At 68.1% G+C, this 17,634-nt stretch carries 15 protein-coding genes and 4 pseudogenes; 6 read left to right on the top strand and 13 right to left on the bottom strand.

Going from position 1 to position 17,634, the window contains the following annotated elements; all coding sequences use genetic code 11:
- Both BLT59_RS22205 and BLT59_RS22200 read right to left on the bottom strand, forming a co-directional pair.
- Positions 1 to 311, bottom strand: a 311-nt coding sequence (locus tag BLT59_RS22205; protein ID WP_139174098.1) for a helix-turn-helix domain-containing protein, incomplete at its 3' end; no start/stop codon positions are given.
- Positions 312 to 390: 79 nt separating this feature from the next.
- Positions 391 to 666, bottom strand: a complete 276-nt coding sequence (locus BLT59_RS22200; protein ID WP_244514104.1) for a carboxymuconolactone decarboxylase family protein — start codon at positions 664 to 666, stop codon at positions 391 to 393.
- A 107-nt stretch (positions 667 to 773) separates the two neighbouring features.
- On the opposite strand from BLT59_RS22200, the pseudogene BLT59_RS22195 reads away from it, so the two are divergent.
- Positions 774 to 1,061 (top strand): annotated as a pseudogene (locus BLT59_RS22195) (IS481 family transposase); the annotation flags it as partial.
- A 15-nt stretch (positions 1,062 to 1,076) separates the two neighbouring features.
- Here BLT59_RS22195 and BLT59_RS22190 read toward each other — a convergent pair.
- The 3 genes and pseudogenes from BLT59_RS22190 to BLT59_RS22180 form a co-directional block, all read right to left on the bottom strand.
- Positions 1,077 to 1,424, bottom strand: a pseudogene (locus tag BLT59_RS22190) (transposase); the annotation flags it as partial.
- Positions 1,425 to 1,462: 38 nt separating this feature from the next.
- Complete coding sequence (locus BLT59_RS22185) at positions 1,463 to 2,206, bottom strand: TerC family protein (RefSeq protein ID WP_091785563.1); 744 nt, start codon at positions 2,204 to 2,206, stop codon at positions 1,463 to 1,465.
- 354 nt (positions 2,207 to 2,560) lie between these two features.
- Positions 2,561 to 4,474, bottom strand: a complete 1,914-nt coding sequence (locus BLT59_RS22180; protein WP_091785558.1) for a potassium transporter Kup — start codon at positions 4,472 to 4,474, stop codon at positions 2,561 to 2,563.
- 291 nt (positions 4,475 to 4,765) lie between these two features.
- Between BLT59_RS22180 and BLT59_RS22175 the strand changes: the two are divergent.
- Positions 4,766 to 4,938 (top strand): annotated as a pseudogene (locus tag BLT59_RS22175) (transposase); the annotation flags it as partial.
- A gap of 243 nt (positions 4,939 to 5,181) precedes the next feature.
- Here the strand turns inward: BLT59_RS22175 and BLT59_RS22170 are convergent.
- From BLT59_RS22170 to BLT59_RS31950, 6 genes are all read right to left on the bottom strand, one after another.
- Entirely contained in the window at positions 5,182 to 5,847 is a 666-nt protein-coding gene (locus tag BLT59_RS22170; protein WP_244514107.1) for a 5-formyltetrahydrofolate cyclo-ligase, read from the bottom strand.
- A 110-nt stretch (positions 5,848 to 5,957) separates the two neighbouring features.
- Entirely contained in the window at positions 5,958 to 6,191 is a 234-nt protein-coding gene (locus BLT59_RS31955) for a PAS domain S-box protein (RefSeq protein WP_244514103.1), read from the bottom strand.
- A 137-nt stretch (positions 6,192 to 6,328) separates the two neighbouring features.
- Entirely contained in the window at positions 6,329 to 7,174 is an 846-nt protein-coding gene (locus BLT59_RS22160) for an ABC transporter substrate-binding protein (protein WP_091785555.1), read from the bottom strand.
- Positions 7,147 to 7,857 (bottom strand): ATP-binding cassette domain-containing protein, encoded by a 711-nt coding sequence (locus tag BLT59_RS22155; protein WP_091785553.1) that lies wholly within the window; start codon positions 7,855 to 7,857, stop codon positions 7,147 to 7,149. Before BLT59_RS22155 ends, BLT59_RS22160 begins: the two co-directional genes overlap by 28 nt.
- Positions 7,854 to 8,549 carry an ABC transporter permease gene (locus tag BLT59_RS22150; protein WP_091785550.1) on the bottom strand — a complete coding sequence of 232 codons (696 nt, stop codon included), beginning with the start codon at positions 8,547 to 8,549 and terminating at the stop codon, positions 7,854 to 7,856. The genes BLT59_RS22155 and BLT59_RS22150 overlap by 4 nt, the downstream gene beginning before the upstream one ends.
- Positions 8,550 to 8,649: 100 nt before the next feature.
- Positions 8,650 to 8,820 (bottom strand): hypothetical protein, encoded by a 171-nt coding sequence (locus tag BLT59_RS31950; RefSeq protein WP_244514106.1) that lies wholly within the window; start codon positions 8,818 to 8,820, stop codon positions 8,650 to 8,652.
- A gap of 63 nt (positions 8,821 to 8,883) precedes the next feature.
- Here BLT59_RS31950 and BLT59_RS31945 point away from each other — a divergent pair.
- The 4 genes and pseudogenes from BLT59_RS31945 to BLT59_RS22130 form a co-directional block, all read left to right on the top strand.
- Positions 8,884 to 8,967, top strand: a pseudogene (locus BLT59_RS31945) (arsenical resistance protein ArsH); the annotation flags it as partial.
- Positions 8,968 to 9,072: 105 nt separating this feature from the next.
- Complete coding sequence (locus BLT59_RS22140; RefSeq protein ID WP_091785599.1) at positions 9,073 to 10,164, top strand: molybdopterin-binding protein; 1,092 nt, start codon at positions 9,073 to 9,075, stop codon at positions 10,162 to 10,164.
- Complete coding sequence (locus BLT59_RS22135; protein WP_091785597.1) at positions 10,161 to 12,149, top strand: molybdopterin biosynthesis protein; 1,989 nt, start codon at positions 10,161 to 10,163, stop codon at positions 12,147 to 12,149. The genes BLT59_RS22140 and BLT59_RS22135 overlap by 4 nt, the downstream gene beginning before the upstream one ends.
- A 201-nt stretch (positions 12,150 to 12,350) precedes the next feature.
- Complete coding sequence (locus tag BLT59_RS22130) at positions 12,351 to 12,680, top strand: winged helix-turn-helix domain-containing protein (protein WP_091785594.1); 330 nt, start codon at positions 12,351 to 12,353, stop codon at positions 12,678 to 12,680.
- Positions 12,681 to 12,866: 186 nt separating this feature from the next.
- Here BLT59_RS22130 and fdhF read toward each other — a convergent pair whose 3' ends face one another.
- The gene (gene fdhF / locus BLT59_RS22125) at positions 12,867 to 15,839 is read right to left on the bottom strand and encodes a formate dehydrogenase subunit alpha (RefSeq protein ID WP_091785545.1); all 2,973 of its coding nucleotides are present in this window, start codon (positions 15,837 to 15,839) and stop codon (positions 12,867 to 12,869) included.
- A 55-nt stretch (positions 15,840 to 15,894) separates the two neighbouring features.
- Positions 15,895 to 17,613, bottom strand: coding sequence for an NAD(P)H-dependent oxidoreductase subunit E (locus BLT59_RS22120; RefSeq protein ID WP_091785542.1), 1,719 nt, complete (start codon positions 17,611 to 17,613; stop codon positions 15,895 to 15,897).
- Between the last annotated feature and the right edge of the window lie 21 nt (positions 17,614 to 17,634).

Raw genomic sequence — 17,634 nt, 5'->3', positions numbered from 1 at the left:
GGCTCCGAGCAGGTCAGCGCCAGCACCTCGGCGACCGTCTCGGTCGAATGGGGTGGTGTCCCGGGCGGACGCGTCTTGTCGCGCAGCAGACCCTCGACGCCCGCCTCGGCGTAGCGCCGCTGCCAGCGCCACACGGCCGGACGGCTGACGCCCGCTCGCCGGGCGACGTCCTGGACACTCAGGCGCTCGGCCGAGAGCAAGACGATGCGGGCGCGCTGGATATGTTTGAGCGGGCGAGAGCGGTCGCTGGCGATCGCAGCCAGCCGTGCCGCGTCGCTCGTATCGAGAAGAACGCATACCGTCTGAGCCATGGCCCAGACTCGCACGCCTCACCGCCTACGTGAATCCTCCGTCCGCGTCACTGCACTAGGGGGCGGCATCGCGCTCCCTCTACTCCGCTGCGATGGGGGGCTCGGCCACCTCAACTTGAAGAATATCATTGAAGCGGTTGAAGGCACCGCAGAGCGTGATCCGCCATGTCAGCTCGACGACCTGTGGCTCGCTGAAATGCCGGCAGAGGCGGGTGAAAATCTCGTCCCTCGTCCGGCTCCCGTTGTTCGTAACCGCGGTGCTGTACTCGACCACCAGCTTGTCGACGTCGTCGAGTTCGGGATGGTTCGTGTAGTCGAGGAGGCGCTCCGCCCCGGCCTCGGACACGCCCTGCACCGCGAGCTTCGGCGCGCGGTGGGCGACGCAGTACTCGCATTCTCGCCTTGATGTTTGATCCCAGGGTTTGATCGTGCAGTCTTCCCACCGGAGTGGAAGGACGCGCTATGGGCCAAGTTCAGCGCGGGAGCGCCACAACGACAGCGGCGGTCCGTCGAGCGATACAGCATAGTCAAGCGAGCTTGAGGGCGCTGGCGGCCCGTCACGGCGTCAATCCGAAGACCGTCGCGAAGTGGAAGAAGCGGTCCTCGGTGGCTGACCGGAGGACGGGGCCAACGGAACCCCGATCCACGGTGCTGACGGCCGAGGACGAGGCGGTGATCGTCGCCTTCCGCCGGCACATCCTGCTGCCGCTCGACGACTGCCTCTATGCCCTGCAGCCGACGATCCCTCATACCAACTCTCACTGATCAGAACCCATGAGCCCAAGCCCGCAGGCCGAGGGACATGATGCGCCAGGGCTGGTCCATAAGCTTGTTCCAGGCGTCGCAGCACTGATCGAGGATGGCCTCGTATGACGCAAAGATGCGGTTGCCGAGCCAGTTCTCACGGATGAACTGCCAGAGGTTCTCGACCGGGTTCAGTTCGGGCGAGCGCGCTGGCAGCGGCAGCAGCGTGATGTTGGCCGGCACGATGAGCTTCTGGGTCATGTGCCAGCCAGCCTGATCGAGCAGCAGCACGGCGTGCGCGCCGGCGGTGACGGCCCTGGTGATCTCGGCCAGATGCAGGTTCATCGCCTCGGTGGTACAGCGGGGCAGGCCGCGTACTCGCTTAGGCGTGAACCCATCGTCGATGGTCACGAGCGAGCGATGCTACCGGCTCGGCGAGCAAGCTGGTTCATGACCTCGACAAAACCTGAGAAGGCCATCGCGGCGTAGATGTAGCCTTTCGGCACGTGCAGGCCGAAGCCGTCCGCGATCAACGTCATGCCGATCATCAGAAGGAAGCCCAAGGCTAGCATCACCACGGTCGGCTTACGGCTGATGAAGCGGCTCAAGGGAGCCGCTGCCACGATCATCAGCCCGACGGACACGATGACAGCAACCATCATGATCGGGATCTCGGTGGTCATGCCGATGGCCGTTATGATGCTATCGAGGGAAAAAACGAGGTTCAAAGCGCAGATTTGCAGCACCGCGGTACCAAGGCCGAGGTGGGCGTTGCGTCCCTCAACATCTGTCTTCGTATCCGAGGCCGGCTCTATCCGCTCGTGCATCTCGGTGGTGGCCTTGTAGACAAGGAAGAGCCCCCCGGCGACGAGGATCAGATCCTTCCAGGAGAAGGCATGGCCAAACGCGGTGAACACCGGCTGCGTCAGCGAGATGACCCAGGCCAGGACGAGGAGGAGCGCAAGCCGCATCAGCAACGCCAGCCCAAGTCCGATGCGCTGAGCGCTCTGACGCTGCTCAACGGCGACGCGGTTCGACAGGATCGAGACGAAGACGAGATTGTCGATGCCAAGAACGACTTCCATGATGATCAGCGTGACCAGCGCGACCCAGGCCGTAGGATCCGTCGCCAAACCAAACAGATCGGCCATCGGGTCTCCTCATCGTCCTTACGTCGGGGTTGCGCTGCCAAGTGGGCACGGCGCGGCGCTCACGTCGCACCGCGACCGAAATGGGCCGTGATCGCCTCAGATCTTCGTCCAATCCAGGCCTTGTTGTTTGGGTCCATAGCGGCTCGCAGGCCTAAGACAGACCCATCAGCGCGCTGGCTCGCAGATAAGCCGCGCGCCGCATAATCCTCCGAGCGCGCGGGGCAGCATGGGCTCCGGTTCTGGCGCACCGGGCACGCGATTGAGTAGGACCGGGTATTCGCGCCCGTCGCGGGACTATGGCTTCGAACAATTCCGGCCTTCGCCCCCCTCCTCGCACCCATGTGGTGCACCTCGTCAGATGTCGATCCTGGCCCCGATCTCGACAGCCCGGTCGACTGGGATGCGGAAGTAGCGCGAGGCGTCCGTCGCTGCTCGGGCCATCGAAATGTAGAGCCGGTCCTGCCAGACCGGCATGCCCGTCTCAGGCGAGGGCACAAGAACCCGCCGGGTCAGGAAGTAGGACAGGTTGCTTGCGTCGAAACCGGCTGCGGCCAGGGCGCGGGGCAGGTCGGGCAGCTCCATGAAGCCGAAGCGCACCGTCACGCAGTTGAAGACGTCCGAGAGCGGCTTGACCGTGACGCGGTCCGCCTCAGGCACCCGTGGCAGGTCCTCCGTGACCACGTGCAGGATGACGTTGCGTGCATGCAGCACGTGGTTGTGCTTCACGTTGTGCATCAAGGCGCCCGGCGTGTCGCCTGGCGAGCCAGTCAGGAACACGGCCGTGCCCGGGGCCCGCAGGACCGAGCCGGTCTCTGCCATCCGCGTGAAGTCGGAGAGCGGCACGCGCCGCCGGTGGATCTCCTCGGCGATCAAGGCGGAGCCACGCCGCCACGTCCACATGGCCGTGACGAGGGCAGCCCCGATGGTCAGCGGCACCCAGCCGCCGTGGAGCAGCTTGAGCGCGTTGGCCGACAGGAACACCAGCTCGATGAGCAGGAACGGCGCGATGACCGCGGCGGCGAGGATGGGCGACCAGCGCCATGCCTTCCAGGCCACGAGGAAGAGCAGGCTCGCCGTGATGACCATGTCGCCGGTCACCGCGATGCCGTAGGCCGCCGCCAGCGCGCTCGACGACTTGAACAGCACCACCAGGAACACGACGGCGACGAGCAGCCACCAGTTCACCCGCGGGATGTAGATCTGCCCCTTCTCGGTCTCGGAGGTGCGCTGCACGCGCATGCGCGGCAGCAGGCCGAGTTGCATGGCCTGCTGCGTGATCGAGAAAGTGCCAGTGATGACCGCTTGACTGGCGATCACGGTCGCCACGGTGGCGAGCAGCACCATCGGCAGAAGTGCCCAGGATGGGTAGAGCAGGAAAAACGGATTTTCGATCCGCTCGGGATGGGACAGCAGCATCGCGCCTTGGCCCAGGTAGTTCAGGGCGAGCGCCGGCAGGATCAGGCCGAACCATGCCATCCGGATCGGCGAGCGACCGAAATGGCCCATGTCGGCGTAGAGCGCCTCGGCTCCGGTCACGGCCAAGAACACGGCACCGAGCGCAAGCAGGCCTGCCGTGCCGTGGCTCAGCATGAAGCTGACGCCGTAAGCCGGATTGAAGGCCGCCAGGATGCTCAAGTCATCGGCGAGATGGCCGAGGCCGCCGAGCGCCATGACCAGGAACCAGAACGCCGTGATCGGCCCGAAGTAGGTCGCAACGCGGGCCGTGCCGTGGCTCTGGACGGTGAACAGGCCGATCAGGATGACGAGGCTGAGCGGCAGCACGTACGGCTCGAAGGCTGGGGTGACGAGCTTCAACCCCTCAACGGCGGAGAGGACCGAGATCGCCGGGGTGATGATGGCGTCGCCGTAGAACAGCGCGATGCCGACCATGCCGAGCACGATAACGAAGCTGCCGGAGTGGCCAAGCACCCGCTGAGCGAGAGCGACGAGGGACGGGGTGCCGCCCTCGCCGTCGTTGTCCGCGCGCATGACGAGGAGCACGTACTTCAGCGTCACGATGAGGATGAGCGCCCAGAGGATCAGCGAGACGACACCGAAGACCATCTCGCGCGTAGGGGCGTAACCCTCGCCGGCGGCTGCATGCAGGGACTCTTTCAGAGCGTAGAGCGGGCTGGTGCCGATATCGCCGTAGACGACGCCCACAGAGCCGAGCGTGAGCGCCCAGAACGACGTCTTCGAGCCGTGGCCTGCCTTGGCCGGCTGCGGTGTCCGTGCCGTCGAGAACCCGGTCGTTGCGGATGCAGGCATCAATGGGTTCCTCCGCCTGCGGCCCGAGGCCGATCGGGGTCAGGGCTTAGAACGATCGAGGGGTCGGGAACGTTCTCGCGAGTTGAAGCGTACGGTCCTCCCTTGGCTGCCTCGCCGGACAACACACCGGCCTGATCCAGGTCCACCGCGACGGCAGGCATGGCCTGCCGTCATCCTGCGTACTCCTAACACGGCCACTCGGGACCACGCTTCGGTAGGGAACTCATACAACCAATTGCCACCGTTTGCGTTTTTTTCCTGAATTGGGGTTTCCAGCGCAGGAGGATCGCGATGGCACGGCTGTTCTGGCTCTCGGATGAGGCCTGGGCGCGGATCGAGCCACATCTGCCCCACGGCCAATCAGGCAAACCTCGGGTCGACGACAGGCGGGTGAGCAGCGGCATCCTGCACGTCCTGAAGGTCGGCTCTGCCGCCGGCGGGACACGCCCTCCGCCTATGGACCACACACGGGGGCACAGCATCCATTCAGGGGTTGGCGAGGCTCGTCCATTGGTGAGCTCCACTCCATCGTGCTTCGCGATCCGTCACGACAGTCTCCTCGCGTTTGAAGAGCGGACCTGCTGCGGTCCAAAAGCACTCAGTAGAGCTTTATAGACCAGAGCGCACAGGCCTGCTTCAGAACAGGCCGGGACCGCATCGGCTAAGAAACGATCCAACGCGTACACCAGCCCAGCTCCGCAGCGAGATCAAGATCGATCCGGGTCTGGCCAGACACCTTCTTCTGTCACGATGATGTCCATAGGAACGTCATGCGCCTGCGGGTAAATCGTCGCGAGCCGCGCAAGGTCAAAGCCGACGCCAATGACCCGTGGCTTCGTCGACCTGGACGCGATGGTCCGGTCATAGAAGCCGCCGCCATATCCCAGGCGGTACCCAGCCTGATCGAAGCCGACGAGCGGCGCTATCAGAACATCAGGATCGACAGCCTCGCCCTCAGCGGGAACGGGTATGTTCCAGACGCCACGGGTCATGCGGTCACCCGGCGACCAGACTCGGAACTGGAGAGGGCGCCCCTTCTCCACGACGACCGGAAGCGCCAGTCGTGCTCCCCTTCTACGCAGCTCTGTCAGGAGAGGTCTGGGATCGAACTCGCCCTTGAAGGGCCAGTAGAGGCCGATCAATATCACTGATGCCGAAGGTAGGGCGGCTCGGAGAGCCCGCTCGATGCGCTCACTCCAGGCAGCGCGGTCCTGGGCAGAGATGCTGGCCCGCTGCTCGATGAGAGCGGCGCGGGTCTCCTTTCGCCACTGCCGCACGCTCGACCAGTCAGATGCGGCTTTTTCAGAGAGGCACGATTCGGAAAGCTGAGGCTTCGCCTCCAGGCTGATGAGCTCGGGGCCGAGCTCATGCATGAAGCAGGGTGGAGAGCTGTACGCGCCGAACTCAGGGCGTTCGGGAGCCGCGGATTCCGGCGACATCTCAGGCAGCTTGGTTGAACGCCCAACCATGATGAGCTCCCTCGCTACGGTGGACCCGCACGGTCCTCGGTGACCTTGGCCAAACGCTCTCTCAGCACTTTCAGTTCGGTGAAGCGGATCGTGACATCCCGTATCACCGCTACCATGCCGGTCATCGTCCCCTGTTCGTTTCTGAGCGGCACGATGGTGAACTCCAGCGCGATCTGCCGCCCATCCTTGCAGATGCCCGGGACGGACAGGAAAGCGCCCTCACCATAGCGGCTCTCTCCTGTCGCCATGGTCTTGCGGTACCCCTACCAGTGGCGCTTGCGCAGCCGTTCGGGCGTGATGCTGTCGAGCGATCGGCCGGCTGCCTCTGTCCTTCTGGTACAGCGCGCGCCGATGCCAGTTCGGCCCCCAACTCGTGGATACCGGGTCAGCGCGTCACAAGCGCGCCGGCGCTCGGGAAGAACAGCTGCTCGCCGCCGACCTTGTAGCCCGCGATCGCCTGCTGCCCCGCCGGTGAGACAAGCCAGTCGATGAAGGCCTGCCCCTCCTTCGCCTTCACGCCGGGGTGCTTGTCGGGGTTCACCAGCATCACGCCGTAGGGATTGAACAGACTCGGGTCACCCTGAACCAGGATGACCAGGTCGGCGCGATTTTTGAACGCGAGCCACGTCCCCCGGTCGGCGAGGATGTAGGCGCCGAGGGCTGAGGCCGCGTTGAGCGCGGGGCCCATGCCCTGACCGACATCCCGGTACCAAGGACCGCGCACGGCCGCGAGATCGACGCCCGCCTCCTTCCAGCCGCGCAGCTCGGCGCTGTGGGTGCCCGAGCGGTCACCGCGCGACACGAACGCCGCCTTGCTGGCCGCGAGCTTGGCGAAGGCCTCACGCACGCCCAGGCCACGCACGCCGGCCGGGTCGGAGGCCGGGCCGATCAGCACGAAATCGTTGTACATCACTTCGTAGCGCGTCTTCGCGAAGCCCTCGGCGAGGAACTTGTCCTCGGCGGGACGGTCGTGGACCAGCACCACGTCGGCATCGCCGCGGCGCGCTGCGTCGAGCGCCTGGCCCGTGCCCAGAGCGACGACCTTCACGTCGATCCCGGATGTCTCCCGGAAGAGCGGGAGGATGTGCTTGAACAGGCCGGACTGCTCGGTCGAGGTCGTCGAGGCGACGACGATCGAGGTCGGTTCGGCGTCAGCCGACGGCAGGAGGCCAGCCGCGCTCAGGAGCGCGGCCAATCCCAGGGTCAGGATGCGACGACGGAAGGGGTCCACGGCAACTCCCCAGCGAGGTAGGCCCGCGCCTCGGAGGTGCGCGGCGAGAACAGGATCTGGCGGGCTGGACCATGCTCGACGGCGCGGCCGGAGGCCAGCACGATCGCGGTGTCGGCGAGGCGCGCCACCTGCCCGAGATTGTGTGAGACGAGCACCACCGTGGTGCCCGCTCGCGCCATCGCGGACACCAGTCCCTCGACGATCTCGGTCGAAGCCGGGTCGAGGTTCGCGGTCGGCTCGTCGAGGAGGAGCAGGTCCGGTTCGACCGCCCAGGCGCGGGCCAGCGCCAGCCGCTGCTGCTCGCCGCCGGAGAATCGCGTCGCGGCATCGCGTGCACGCTCGGCGAGGCGGACCCGGGCGAGCGCTTCCTCCACCCGTGCGGCGCGCGCGCGACGGGGCAGGCCTCCGAGAGCCAGGGCGACGTTCGCGGCCGCGGTTGCGCGGATCAGCGCCGGCCGCTGAAACACGAAGGCCCGCCGGTGGGGGTCGACCTGTACCGTTCCGCCGTCGGGTCGCAGGAGCCCGTCGATGACCCTCAGGGTGACGCTCTTGCCCGCTCCGTTCGGGCCGATGATGGCCGTGACGCTGCCCGAGGCGACCTCCAGGCAGAGATGGTCGAGCACCGTTCGCCCGTCGAGGGACAGAGCCACGTCTTCGAGGCGGATGGCCGGCGTCGCGCTCATCCATACACCCGTGCGGCGTGCCGGCGGAGCAGGGCCACGGCGACATTCACCACCAGAACGAGGCCGATCAGTACGAGGCCGAGCGCCAGGGCGAGGCTGAGATCGCCCTTCTGAGTCTCCAGCGAGATCGCCGTCGTCATCGTGCGGGTATAGCCGTCGATATTCCCGCCGACGACGAGGACCGCCCCGATCTCCGAGATCGCTCGGCCGAACGCCGCGAGCGCCGCGGTCACGAGGGAGAAACGCACGTCGTAGATCATCGCGCCGGCCTGACGCGGCGCGGAGAGCCCGAGGGAGCGCAACTGCTCCCCAAGATGCACCCGGGCGTCTGCGACGACCTGCTGCGTCAGGGCGGCGACGAGCGGGGTCGCGAGTGTCGCCTGTGCCGCGATCATCGCGCCGGGGGTGAACAGCAGGCCGAGCGGTCCGAGCGGACCGGAGCGGGAGAGGACGAGGTAGAGGGCGAGGCCGACGAGCACCGGCGGCAGCCCCATAAAGGCGTTCAGCAGGCCGACCACAGCGCTGCGACCGGGAAATCGGGCGACAGCCACGAACGCACCCAGGGGTATGCCGAGCACGAGACCGATGCCCACGGCCGTGAGGCTGACACGCAGCGACAGCCACGCGATCGCCAGCACGTCGCGATCCAGACTGCACAGGCGGGATAGGATTTCCTGGAGCGTCTGCATCATGCGCCCGGGCCGGTCCTCAGGAATGGGAGGAGGCGGATAGCGAGATCAGCCGATGAGTCCGACCTCGAAACGCAGGTTCGGCCGAATGGACCTGTCATGCCTACCAGGGGAGCGCGTGCGGATAGTCGGTGAGCATATCGCTCGAGGCGACCGTTGTCGTCGCGTCAGGAAGTTCCACGAGGCCATCGCTCGACGTCAGGGATTTGAGCACGCCCTCCCCTTTGCGGGGAATCTTGCTCGCCATGGGGGCATGGTCGGTGCCGCGCTCCAGGCAGACCCGCGCGTATTCTCGCCGACGCGACTTCTTTTGGTACTCGAAGGCAGCGCACGCCGGGTCAACCGCTACTCCGAGCGGAAGGAGCTCGAGCCGGAACGAGTGAAGGCGGTGGCCACCGACATCGGGTTCGCGAAGCGCTAGAGCGGGCTTGGAAGCACCGGTCGTCGATGTCGTGAAACGGCGGATGACAGGGGCTCCCGATGCCGGCCCTTGATCATCGAACTCGGATGGCGCATCGCCGCCACGATGATCCGAAATGCGTCCTCGGCCCTGATCCCACTTCGGGAGGCGGCGAACCTGCTTAGCGGCGAGGCTGCTCCCGTCGCCCCCGCGACGGTTACGCTCTCAGCGGCGCTGGGACGCATAGCCGCAGGAGCGGTCATCGCGCGCTCCGCCCTGCCCGTAAGCATGATTGCAATGCGAGACGGCTTCGCGGTCGAGGCCGCTTCGGTGGGGGGCGCATCGGCCTACGCGCCGATCTTCCTGGCGCGGCCACCGCCATGGGTCGAAGCGGGACAGCCGCTGCCTTCCGGCACCGATGCCGTCTTACCCCCGGAGGGATTTGCGGACGGCATGGTCGTCGCGGACATCGCCACGCGGGAAGGCGTGCGCGGAGCAGGCGACGACGTCGCTGGCAACGAGAGGTTGATGGAGGCGGGCACCCAGATCGAGCCACTTCACCTGCTCGTCTTGGAGGCGGTCGGTCTGAAGGCGGTCGACGTCCGTCAGCCACTCTTGCGCGTCATCACCGCGGGCGCGTCCAGCCTCGATACCGTGTCACCCCTGCTGAGGCGTCTGATCGCGCGGGCAGGCGGGGCGACGGAGGCCGTTCGCGCCCAGGGAGTCCGGGACATCGTCGAGGCCATCCGCGGCGGCACGGCAGACGCGGTGCTGGTGGTGGGGGGAAGCGGTTTCGGCCGCTCGGACCATAGCGCGGCGGCCCTCGCCCTCGCCGGAGAAGTCCGCGCGCACGGCATCGCCATGCGGCCCGGTGAAACCACCGCCGTCGGCTCCGCAGGCGGCAGGCCGGTTCTTCTGGTGCCCGGGCGTCCCGAGGCGGCGCTCGCCGGGTTCCTGGCACTCGGCCGCCCTCTTATCGCCAGGCTCGCGGGCGCGCCGGACCGCCCGCCCCGGCGGCATGTCCTCGTACGGAAGATCGTCTCGGCGATCGGGTTATCTGAGGTCGTCTTCGTCCGAAGCGTGTCGGATGGCGTCGAGCCACTCGGCGGAGCCGGCGTTCCTCTCAGCCGGTTGGTACAGGCGGACGGCATCATCGTGGTCGAGCCGGAAAGCGAAGGCTTCCGGGCTGGCGAGGAGGCGAAGGTTTGGGCCGTGTGAGCGCCGACGCAGACCGTGACGAGGCGGCGGATTTCGCCGAGCGCCTCGCCGCGGCCTCAAGCCAGGAGCAATTTCTCAGGGTAATGAGCCGGGACGATGCGCTCACCAAGTTCCGGGCGGCGGTTCCGCACACGCTCTTGCCTTCCGAGACGGTGCCCTTGGAAGAAGCGCTCGGGCGCGTGCTTGCCCGCGACGTCGCCTCTCCGATGGACGTTCCGCCCTTCGACCGTTCCCTGGTCGACGGTTTCGCCCTGCGCGCGACCGACACGGAAGGGGCCGGGCCGGCGAGCCCGCGGCGTCTCACGCTGAACCGCGAAATCCTGGCCTGCGGCGTCGCGCCGACCGTCGTCGTCCAGCCCGGAACGGCGACGCCGATCTCCACAGGCGGCATGATCCCTCGCGGTGCCGACGCGGTGGTGATGATCGAGCACTCGGAGTTCGACGCCCGAAGCCTCGCCGTCGATGTTCTCACCGCGGTTCGGCCGGCGCAATTCGTGGGATATGCCGGGGCCGACATGGCACGCGGCGAGACGGTGCTGCGCAAGGGAACGCGGATCACCGCCCGCGAAATTGGCATGCTGGCGGCGTGCGGTCTGGCGGCCGTTGACGTCACCAGCCGCCCGCGCGTCGCGGTCCTTTCCACGGGGGACGAGCTGGTCGCACCGGGCGAGCCCCTGCCTGAAGGCGCGATCTACGACTCGAACGGCGCGATCATCGCGGCCGCGGTGACCGAAAACGGCGGGGAACCGGTTCGGCTCGGGATTGTGCGGGACGATGCTGACGTCCTTGAGCGAGCCCTCCAATCAGCCCTGCGGGACAGCGACCTCGTCGTGCTGTCGGGAGGCACCTCCAAAGGCGCCGGCGACGTCTCGCACCGGGTGCTGTCCCGCCTCGGCGAGCCGGGGATCCTGTTCCACGGCGTGGCCCTGAAGCCCGGGAAGCCACTCTGCGTGGCGGTGGTTCAGGGAAAGCCGATCATCGTCCTGCCGGGGTTCCCCACCTCCGCGATGTTCACCTTCCACGACTTCGTCGTTCCGTTCGTGCGGGCGCTCGCCGGGCTGCCGCCGCGGGAGGACGAGACGATCGAGGCGCGCGTGTCCCAGCGGGTGCCCTCCGAGCTCGGTCGCACCGAGTTCGTAATGACCTCGCTCGCCCTCGGTCCCGAGGGGACGATGGCCCTGCCGCTGCCGAAGGGCTCGGGTTCGGTCACCGCCTTCTCGCAGGCGGACGGGTTCTTCGCGGTTCCAGCCGCGCGCGCGGGCATTGAAGCCGGAGAGGGCGTCTCCGTGGTCCGCCTGGGCGCCGGCGTTCGGGCGCCCGACCTGACGATCGTCGGCAGCCATTGCATCGGTCTGGACCGGGTGGTCGGCCTGCTCGCCGAGCGCGGCTACCGCGCCCGCACCATCTGGGTCGGGTCGGCCGGCGGCCTCGCCGCCCTGCGGCGCGGCGAATGCGATGTCGCCGCCATGCACCTCTTCGATCCCGAGACGGGCCGGTACAATGCCCCGTTCCTCGCCGAGGGGATGTCCCTCGCACCCGGCTGGCGCCGCCTCCAGGGCGTCGTGTTTCGCCGCGGCGACGTCAGGTTCGAAGGTCGGGACGCCGCGGACGCGGTCGCCGCCGCGCTCGCCGACCCCGACGCCGTTATGGTCAACCGCAACGCCGGATCGGGCACGCGCCTTCTCGTCGACGGGCTGCTGAACGGTGCCCGGCCGGCCGGGTTCTGGAACCAGCCGCGCTCGCACAACGCCGTCGCCGCGGCGGTCTCGCAAGGCAGGGCGGACTGGGGCGTGGCCATAGCAAGCGTCGCGGACGCCTACGGGCTGGGCTTCCGTCCGCTGACGGAAGAGGCTTACGACCTGGCATATCGCGAGGACTCCCAGGGGATGCCGGCGCTCGCGGCCTTCCTGAGACTGCTCGGCGAGCCCGAGACGGCCGCGGCGCTGCGCGATCTGGGCTTCTCGCCCGCCGCAGAAACCGCGTGACGCGTGCATGGCCCGCCGGCCTGGTCGCAGGCGGCATGTCCCCGACCCGCGATGCGGTGGTACCACCTCGATGGAACGAAACGGACGATCCTGTCGCCCGCCGGGATGATCGACGAGGCCGTTTCGCGTAGGGACGCCTGCGAGGCGTTGGGCCCTCCAGCGAAGCGGCGGTGTGCGTTGGGCGAGGACACGAGCATCAGTTTGCGGATCGAGCTCGGCTCGGACACCTTGCTGGGACCGGGCAAGGTCGCCCTTCTGAGCGGCATCCGCGACACCGGCTCCATCGCCGCCGCAGGGCGTCGGATGGGCATGAGCTACAAGCGAGCCTGGTACCTCATCGATACGCTGAATAAGGCGTTCCAGGAGCCGCTCGTCTCCGCGAGCAAGGGGGGACGCAGAGGCGGAGGTGCGACCCTCACGAGCACGGGCAACGCCATCCTCGAGAGTTACCTGCGCATGGAGCGGCTCGCCTCGGAGGCCGTGGCGGGTGAACTCGACCTTCTCGCTTCGCTGATGAAGCCCGATTCCTAGGAGCGAGGACGGCGCCTGGAGGCGCGCATCCATCGGGAGCAGATTCTCGAGGGTGTGCGTCGGCCCGGTTGCCCTCGGCTCGGTGCCGGCAAGCCTGCTGGGCCCGGCGCTGCCCGCCAGATCGTCCTGATGACCGCCGTCAAGGTCCGGCGGCACGCCTGGGCGCGCCGCCGGAGGTCTCGCCGCCTACTCGGCGGCCATGGGCGTCGCGTGGACGGCGGAGGCCCGGGCCGCGCAGAACTTGAACTCGGGGATCTTGCCCATCGGGTCCAGCGCCGGGTTCGTCAGCAGGTTGGCCGCGGCCTCGGCGTAGCAGAACGGCATGAAGATCATGCCGACCGGCACGTCGCGGTCGGAGCGCACCTTCAGGTGGACGGCGCCGCGGCGCGTCTCCAGCTTCATCGTGTCGCCGGGCTCCAGCCCGAGCCGATAGAGCTCCTTCGGGGCCATGAAGGCGACCGCCTCGGGCTCCAGCGCGTCGAGGACGCCGGCGCGCCGGGTCATCGACCCGGTGTGCCAGTGCTCCAGCACGCGGCCGGTCGACAGGACCATCGGGTAGTCCTCGTCCGGCAGCTCGTCCGGGGGCACCACGGCGGCCGGGACGATCTTCGCGCGCCCGCTCTCCGTGGGGAAGCCGGCGTAGAAGATGATCTCGTTGCCGGGCTTGTCCGGCGCGTCGACCGGGTAGGTCACGGCGCCCTCGCGCTCCAGGCGCTCCCAGGTAATGTTGTTGAACGACGGCATCACCATGGCCATCTCGCGGAAGATGTCGGCCGGCCCGCCGTAGTTCCAGGGCAGGCCGAGGCGCTTCCCCAGTTCCTGGATGATCCACCAATCCTGCCGCGCGTCGCCCGGCGGCGACACCACCGGCTGCGAGATCTGCACGCGACGGTCGGTGTTGGTGAAGGTGCCGGCCTTCTCGGCGAAGGCGGAGGCCGGCAGCACCACGTCGGCGTGGAAGGCAGTCTCCGTCAGGAACAGGTCCTGCACGACGAGGTGGTCGAGCATCGCTAGGGCGTGCCGGGCATGGTTCAGGTCCGGGTCCGACATCGCCGGGTTCTCGCCCTCGACGAACATGCCCTTGATCTCGCCGGCGTGGATCGCGCGCATGATCTCCACGACGGTGAGGCCCCTCTCCGGGTCGAGCTTCTGACCCCAGAACTCCTCGAACATCTCCCGCACCGCGGCCTTCTCGACCGACTGGTAGTCCGGATAGACCATCGGGATCAGGCCGGCGTCGGACGCGCCCTGGACGTTGTTCTGGCCGCGCAGCGGATGCAGGCCGGTGCCGGGACGCCCGATCTGCCCGGTGACAAGGGCGAGCGCGATCAGACAGCGCGAGTTGTCCGTGCCGTGGACGTGCTGGCTGATGCCCATGCCCCAGAAGATGATCGACGACTTGGCGCGGGCGTAGAGCCGGGCGACCTCGCGCAGCGTCTCCGCGTCGATGCCGCAGACCGAGGCCATCTTCTCCGGCGTGAACTCGACGATCTTCTCCTTCAGCGCCTCGAAGTTCTCGGTGTAGCCGGCGATGTACTGCTCGTCGTAGAGCCGCTCCTCGATGATCACGTTGAGCATCGCGTTGAGCATCGCCACGTCCGAGCCGGGCTTGAACGCGAGGTGCTTGTAGGCGTGCCGCGACAGCACCTGCCGGCGCGGGTCCATGACGATCAGCTTGGCGCCGCGCTGCTTCACGGCGTTCTTGAGGAATGTCGCCGCGACCGGGTGGTTCACGGTCGGGTTGGCGCCGATCACGATGATGACCTCGGCGTCGAGCGCCGCCGAGAACGGCGCCGACACGGCGCCCGAGTTCAGGCCTTCCATGAGGGCGGCCACCGACGAGGCGTGGCACAGCCGGGTGCAGTGGTCGACGTTGTTCGAGCCGAACCCGAGCCGGACGAGCTTCTGGAAGAGGTAAGCCTCCTCGTTCGAGCCTTTGGCTGAGCCGAAGCCCGCGAGCGCCTTGCTACCGTGCGTGTCGCGGACCGTCTTGAGGCCGCCGGCGGCGCGATCGAGCGCCTCCTCCCAGGTCGCCTCGCGGAAGTGCGTCCACGGGTTGGCCGGGTCGACCTGGTCGTTGGCGTCCTTCGGGACGTTGTCCAGGCGGATCAGCGGCGCCGTCAGGCGGTGGGGGTGGTGCACGTAGTCGAAGCCGAAGCGCCCCTTCACGCAGAGCCGGTTGTGGTTGGCCGGGCCGTTCACGCCCTCGGCGTAGACGATCTTCTCGTCCTTCACCTTGTAGGAGACTTGGCAGCCGACGCCGCAATAGGGGCACAGCGAGGTCACCTCGCGGTCGGGATAGACCGTCCGGGTCTTGTGCTCGGCGTCGAGGTAGGCGGACGGCATCAGCGCGCCGGTCGGACAGGCCTGGACGCACTCGCCGCAGGCCACGCAGGTCGAGCCGCCCATCGGGTCGTCGAAGTCGAACACGACCTTGGCGCCGGCCGAGCGGTAGGCCATGCCGATGACGTCGTTGACCTGGACCTCGCGGCAGGCGCGGACGCAGAGGTTGCACTGGATGCAGGCGTCGAGATTGACGCTCATGGCCGGGTGGCTGAAGTCGCCGGTCCAGCGCTCGGCCGCGGGAAAGCGGCTCTCGGATACGTCGAGGAAGTCGGCCTGCACCCAGAAGTGCGATGTCGGGTCGTGCGAGGTCTCGCGCTCGGGCTGGTCGGCCACGAGCAGCTCGAGCACCATGGCGCGGGCCTTGGTGGCGCGCTCGGTCGCGGTCTTGACCTTCATGCCCACGGCCGGCGTGCGCTTGCACGAGGCGGCCAGCACGCGCTCGCCCTCGATCTCGACCATGCAGGCGCGGCAATTGCCGTCCGGACGGTAACCGGGCTCGGGCTTGTGGCAGAGGTGCGGGATGTGGGTGCCGAGGCGCTTGGCGACGGCCCAGATCGTCTCGCCGGGGCCGGCCTCGACCTGCTGTCCGTCGAGCTCGAACATGATGGTCGGGGGTGCGGTCGGCCGCTCCTTCAGATCGTGCAGTCCCGACGGCTCCGGTGCCGCCTGGCCGCCCGCCTTCGCTCCTTCCGAGTAGGAGCCGCCGGCCTCCGGCTTCGGACCCCGCGCGGGGCCGCCCGCATCCTGCAGCCCGTCGGCCCGGATCTCGGACTTCTCGGTCTTGTCGCCGTGCTGTTCGGGGGCGTTGCTCATGCGGCCGCTCCTGGCTCGGACATCGGGGTAGGGTTCGCCGGCGCCATCGGGTGCCTCACTCGGCAGCCGCGGCGCGCGGGGCGGGGAACAGGTCGGGGAAATACTTGATGACGCTGCTGAGCGGGTTCGAGGCGGCCTGGCCGAGGCCGCAGATCGAGGCGTCCCGCATGCACTGGGACAGCTCGCCCAGGAGCTCGGTGTCCCAGACGCCCTGCTCCATCAGGATGCGGGCTTTCTGAGTCCCCGAACGGCAGGGGGTGCATTGCCCGCAGCTCTCGTCCTCGAAGAACCGCATCAGGTTCAACGCGGCGCCGCGCACATCGTCCCGGTCCGACAGGATCACGACGGCGGCGGACCCGATGAAGCAGCCGTACTTCTCCAGCGTGCCGAAATCGAGCGGGATGTCGTTCATCGACGCCGGCAGGATGCCGCCCGACGCGCCGCCCGGCAGGTAGGCCGCGAAGGTGTGGCCGTCCGCCATGCCGCCGCAATACTCGTCGATGAGTTCCTGGATGGTGAGGCCGGCCGGGGCGAGCTTCACCCCCGGTTCCTTCACGCGCCCCGAGACCGAGTAGGAGCGCAGGCCGACGCGGTTGTTGCGGCCGTGGCTCTTCCACCAACCGCCGCCCCGCTCGATCAGGTCGCGGACCCAGAACAGCGTCTCGATGTTGTTGATCAGCGTCGGACGGTTGAACAGGCCGACCTGGAACGGGAACGGCGGCTTGTGCCGCGGCAGCCCGCGCTTCCCCTCGAGGGACTCGATCAGCGAGGATTCCTCGCCGCAGATATAGGCGCCGGCGCCGCGGCGCAGGTGGATGCGCGGGCCGCCCGCGGGGAGCTTCGCGATCTCGCGCGTCAGGATCTCGCGGGAGATGGGGTATTCGTCCCGCAGGTAGATGTAGACCTCCGGCGCCTCGACGACGTGGGCGCCGATCAGCATGCCTTCGAGGAAGCGGTGCGGGTCGGTGTTGAGGTAGAGCTGGTCCTTGAAGGTGCCGGGCTCGCCCTCGTCCCCGTTGACCGCCATCAGCCGGGGCCCGGGCTCGCCGCGCACCGAGCGCCACTTGCGCCCCGTCGGGAAGCCCGCGCCGCCGAGGCCGCGCAGGCCGCCGTCGTCGAGCACCTTCAGGATGTCGTCGACCGGAAGGTCCCCGCTGCGGAGCCGGTCGAGGGTCGCGTAGCCGCCGGCGGCCCGATAGGCGTCGTAGTCGACGTAGTCCGGGACGTGGGCGTGTGTGTCGCCAGCTTCCACCGCGGCCTTCACGGACGCGAGGTCGGCCTTGTGCAGGAAGTTGTGCCCGACCTCGACGGCGGGCGCGTGGTCGCACAGGCCCACGCAGGGCGCGCGCACGACGCGGACGGCGTCGGAGGCGAGTTCCCGCTGGAGCGTCTCCAGCAACTCCTCGGCGCCGAACATCGCGCAGGTGATGCTGTCGCAGACCCGGACGGTCAGCCTCGGGATGGAGGCCTCACCCTCCTTCACGACGTCGAAATGCGCGTAGAAGGTCGCGGTCTCGAACACCTCAGCGAAGGCCAGGGCCATCTCGTCGGCCAGCGCCGCCAAGTGCTCGGCGCTGATCTGGCCGTAGGTGTCCTGGATCAGGTGGAGGTGCTCGATGAGCAGGTCGCGCTGGCGCGAGCGGGAGCCGAGAAGCTCCTCGATCTCGACCTTCGCCCGCGGCTCGACCTGGCGCCCCTTGGGTACGCTGCGCGCCTTGTTCCGCCCCCGACCGGGATGCGAGAAGGTCCTGACTGTCCCCGGTGCCTCACTCATGCGGTATCTGATGTCCAACTG

It is taken from the genome of Methylobacterium sp. UNC378MF (assembly GCF_900103195.1).
Classification (GTDB): Bacteria; Pseudomonadota; Alphaproteobacteria; order Rhizobiales; family Beijerinckiaceae; genus Methylobacterium.
Note: the sequence above shows the minus strand (reverse complement) of the source record. Positions and strands in the feature narration are given on the sequence as shown.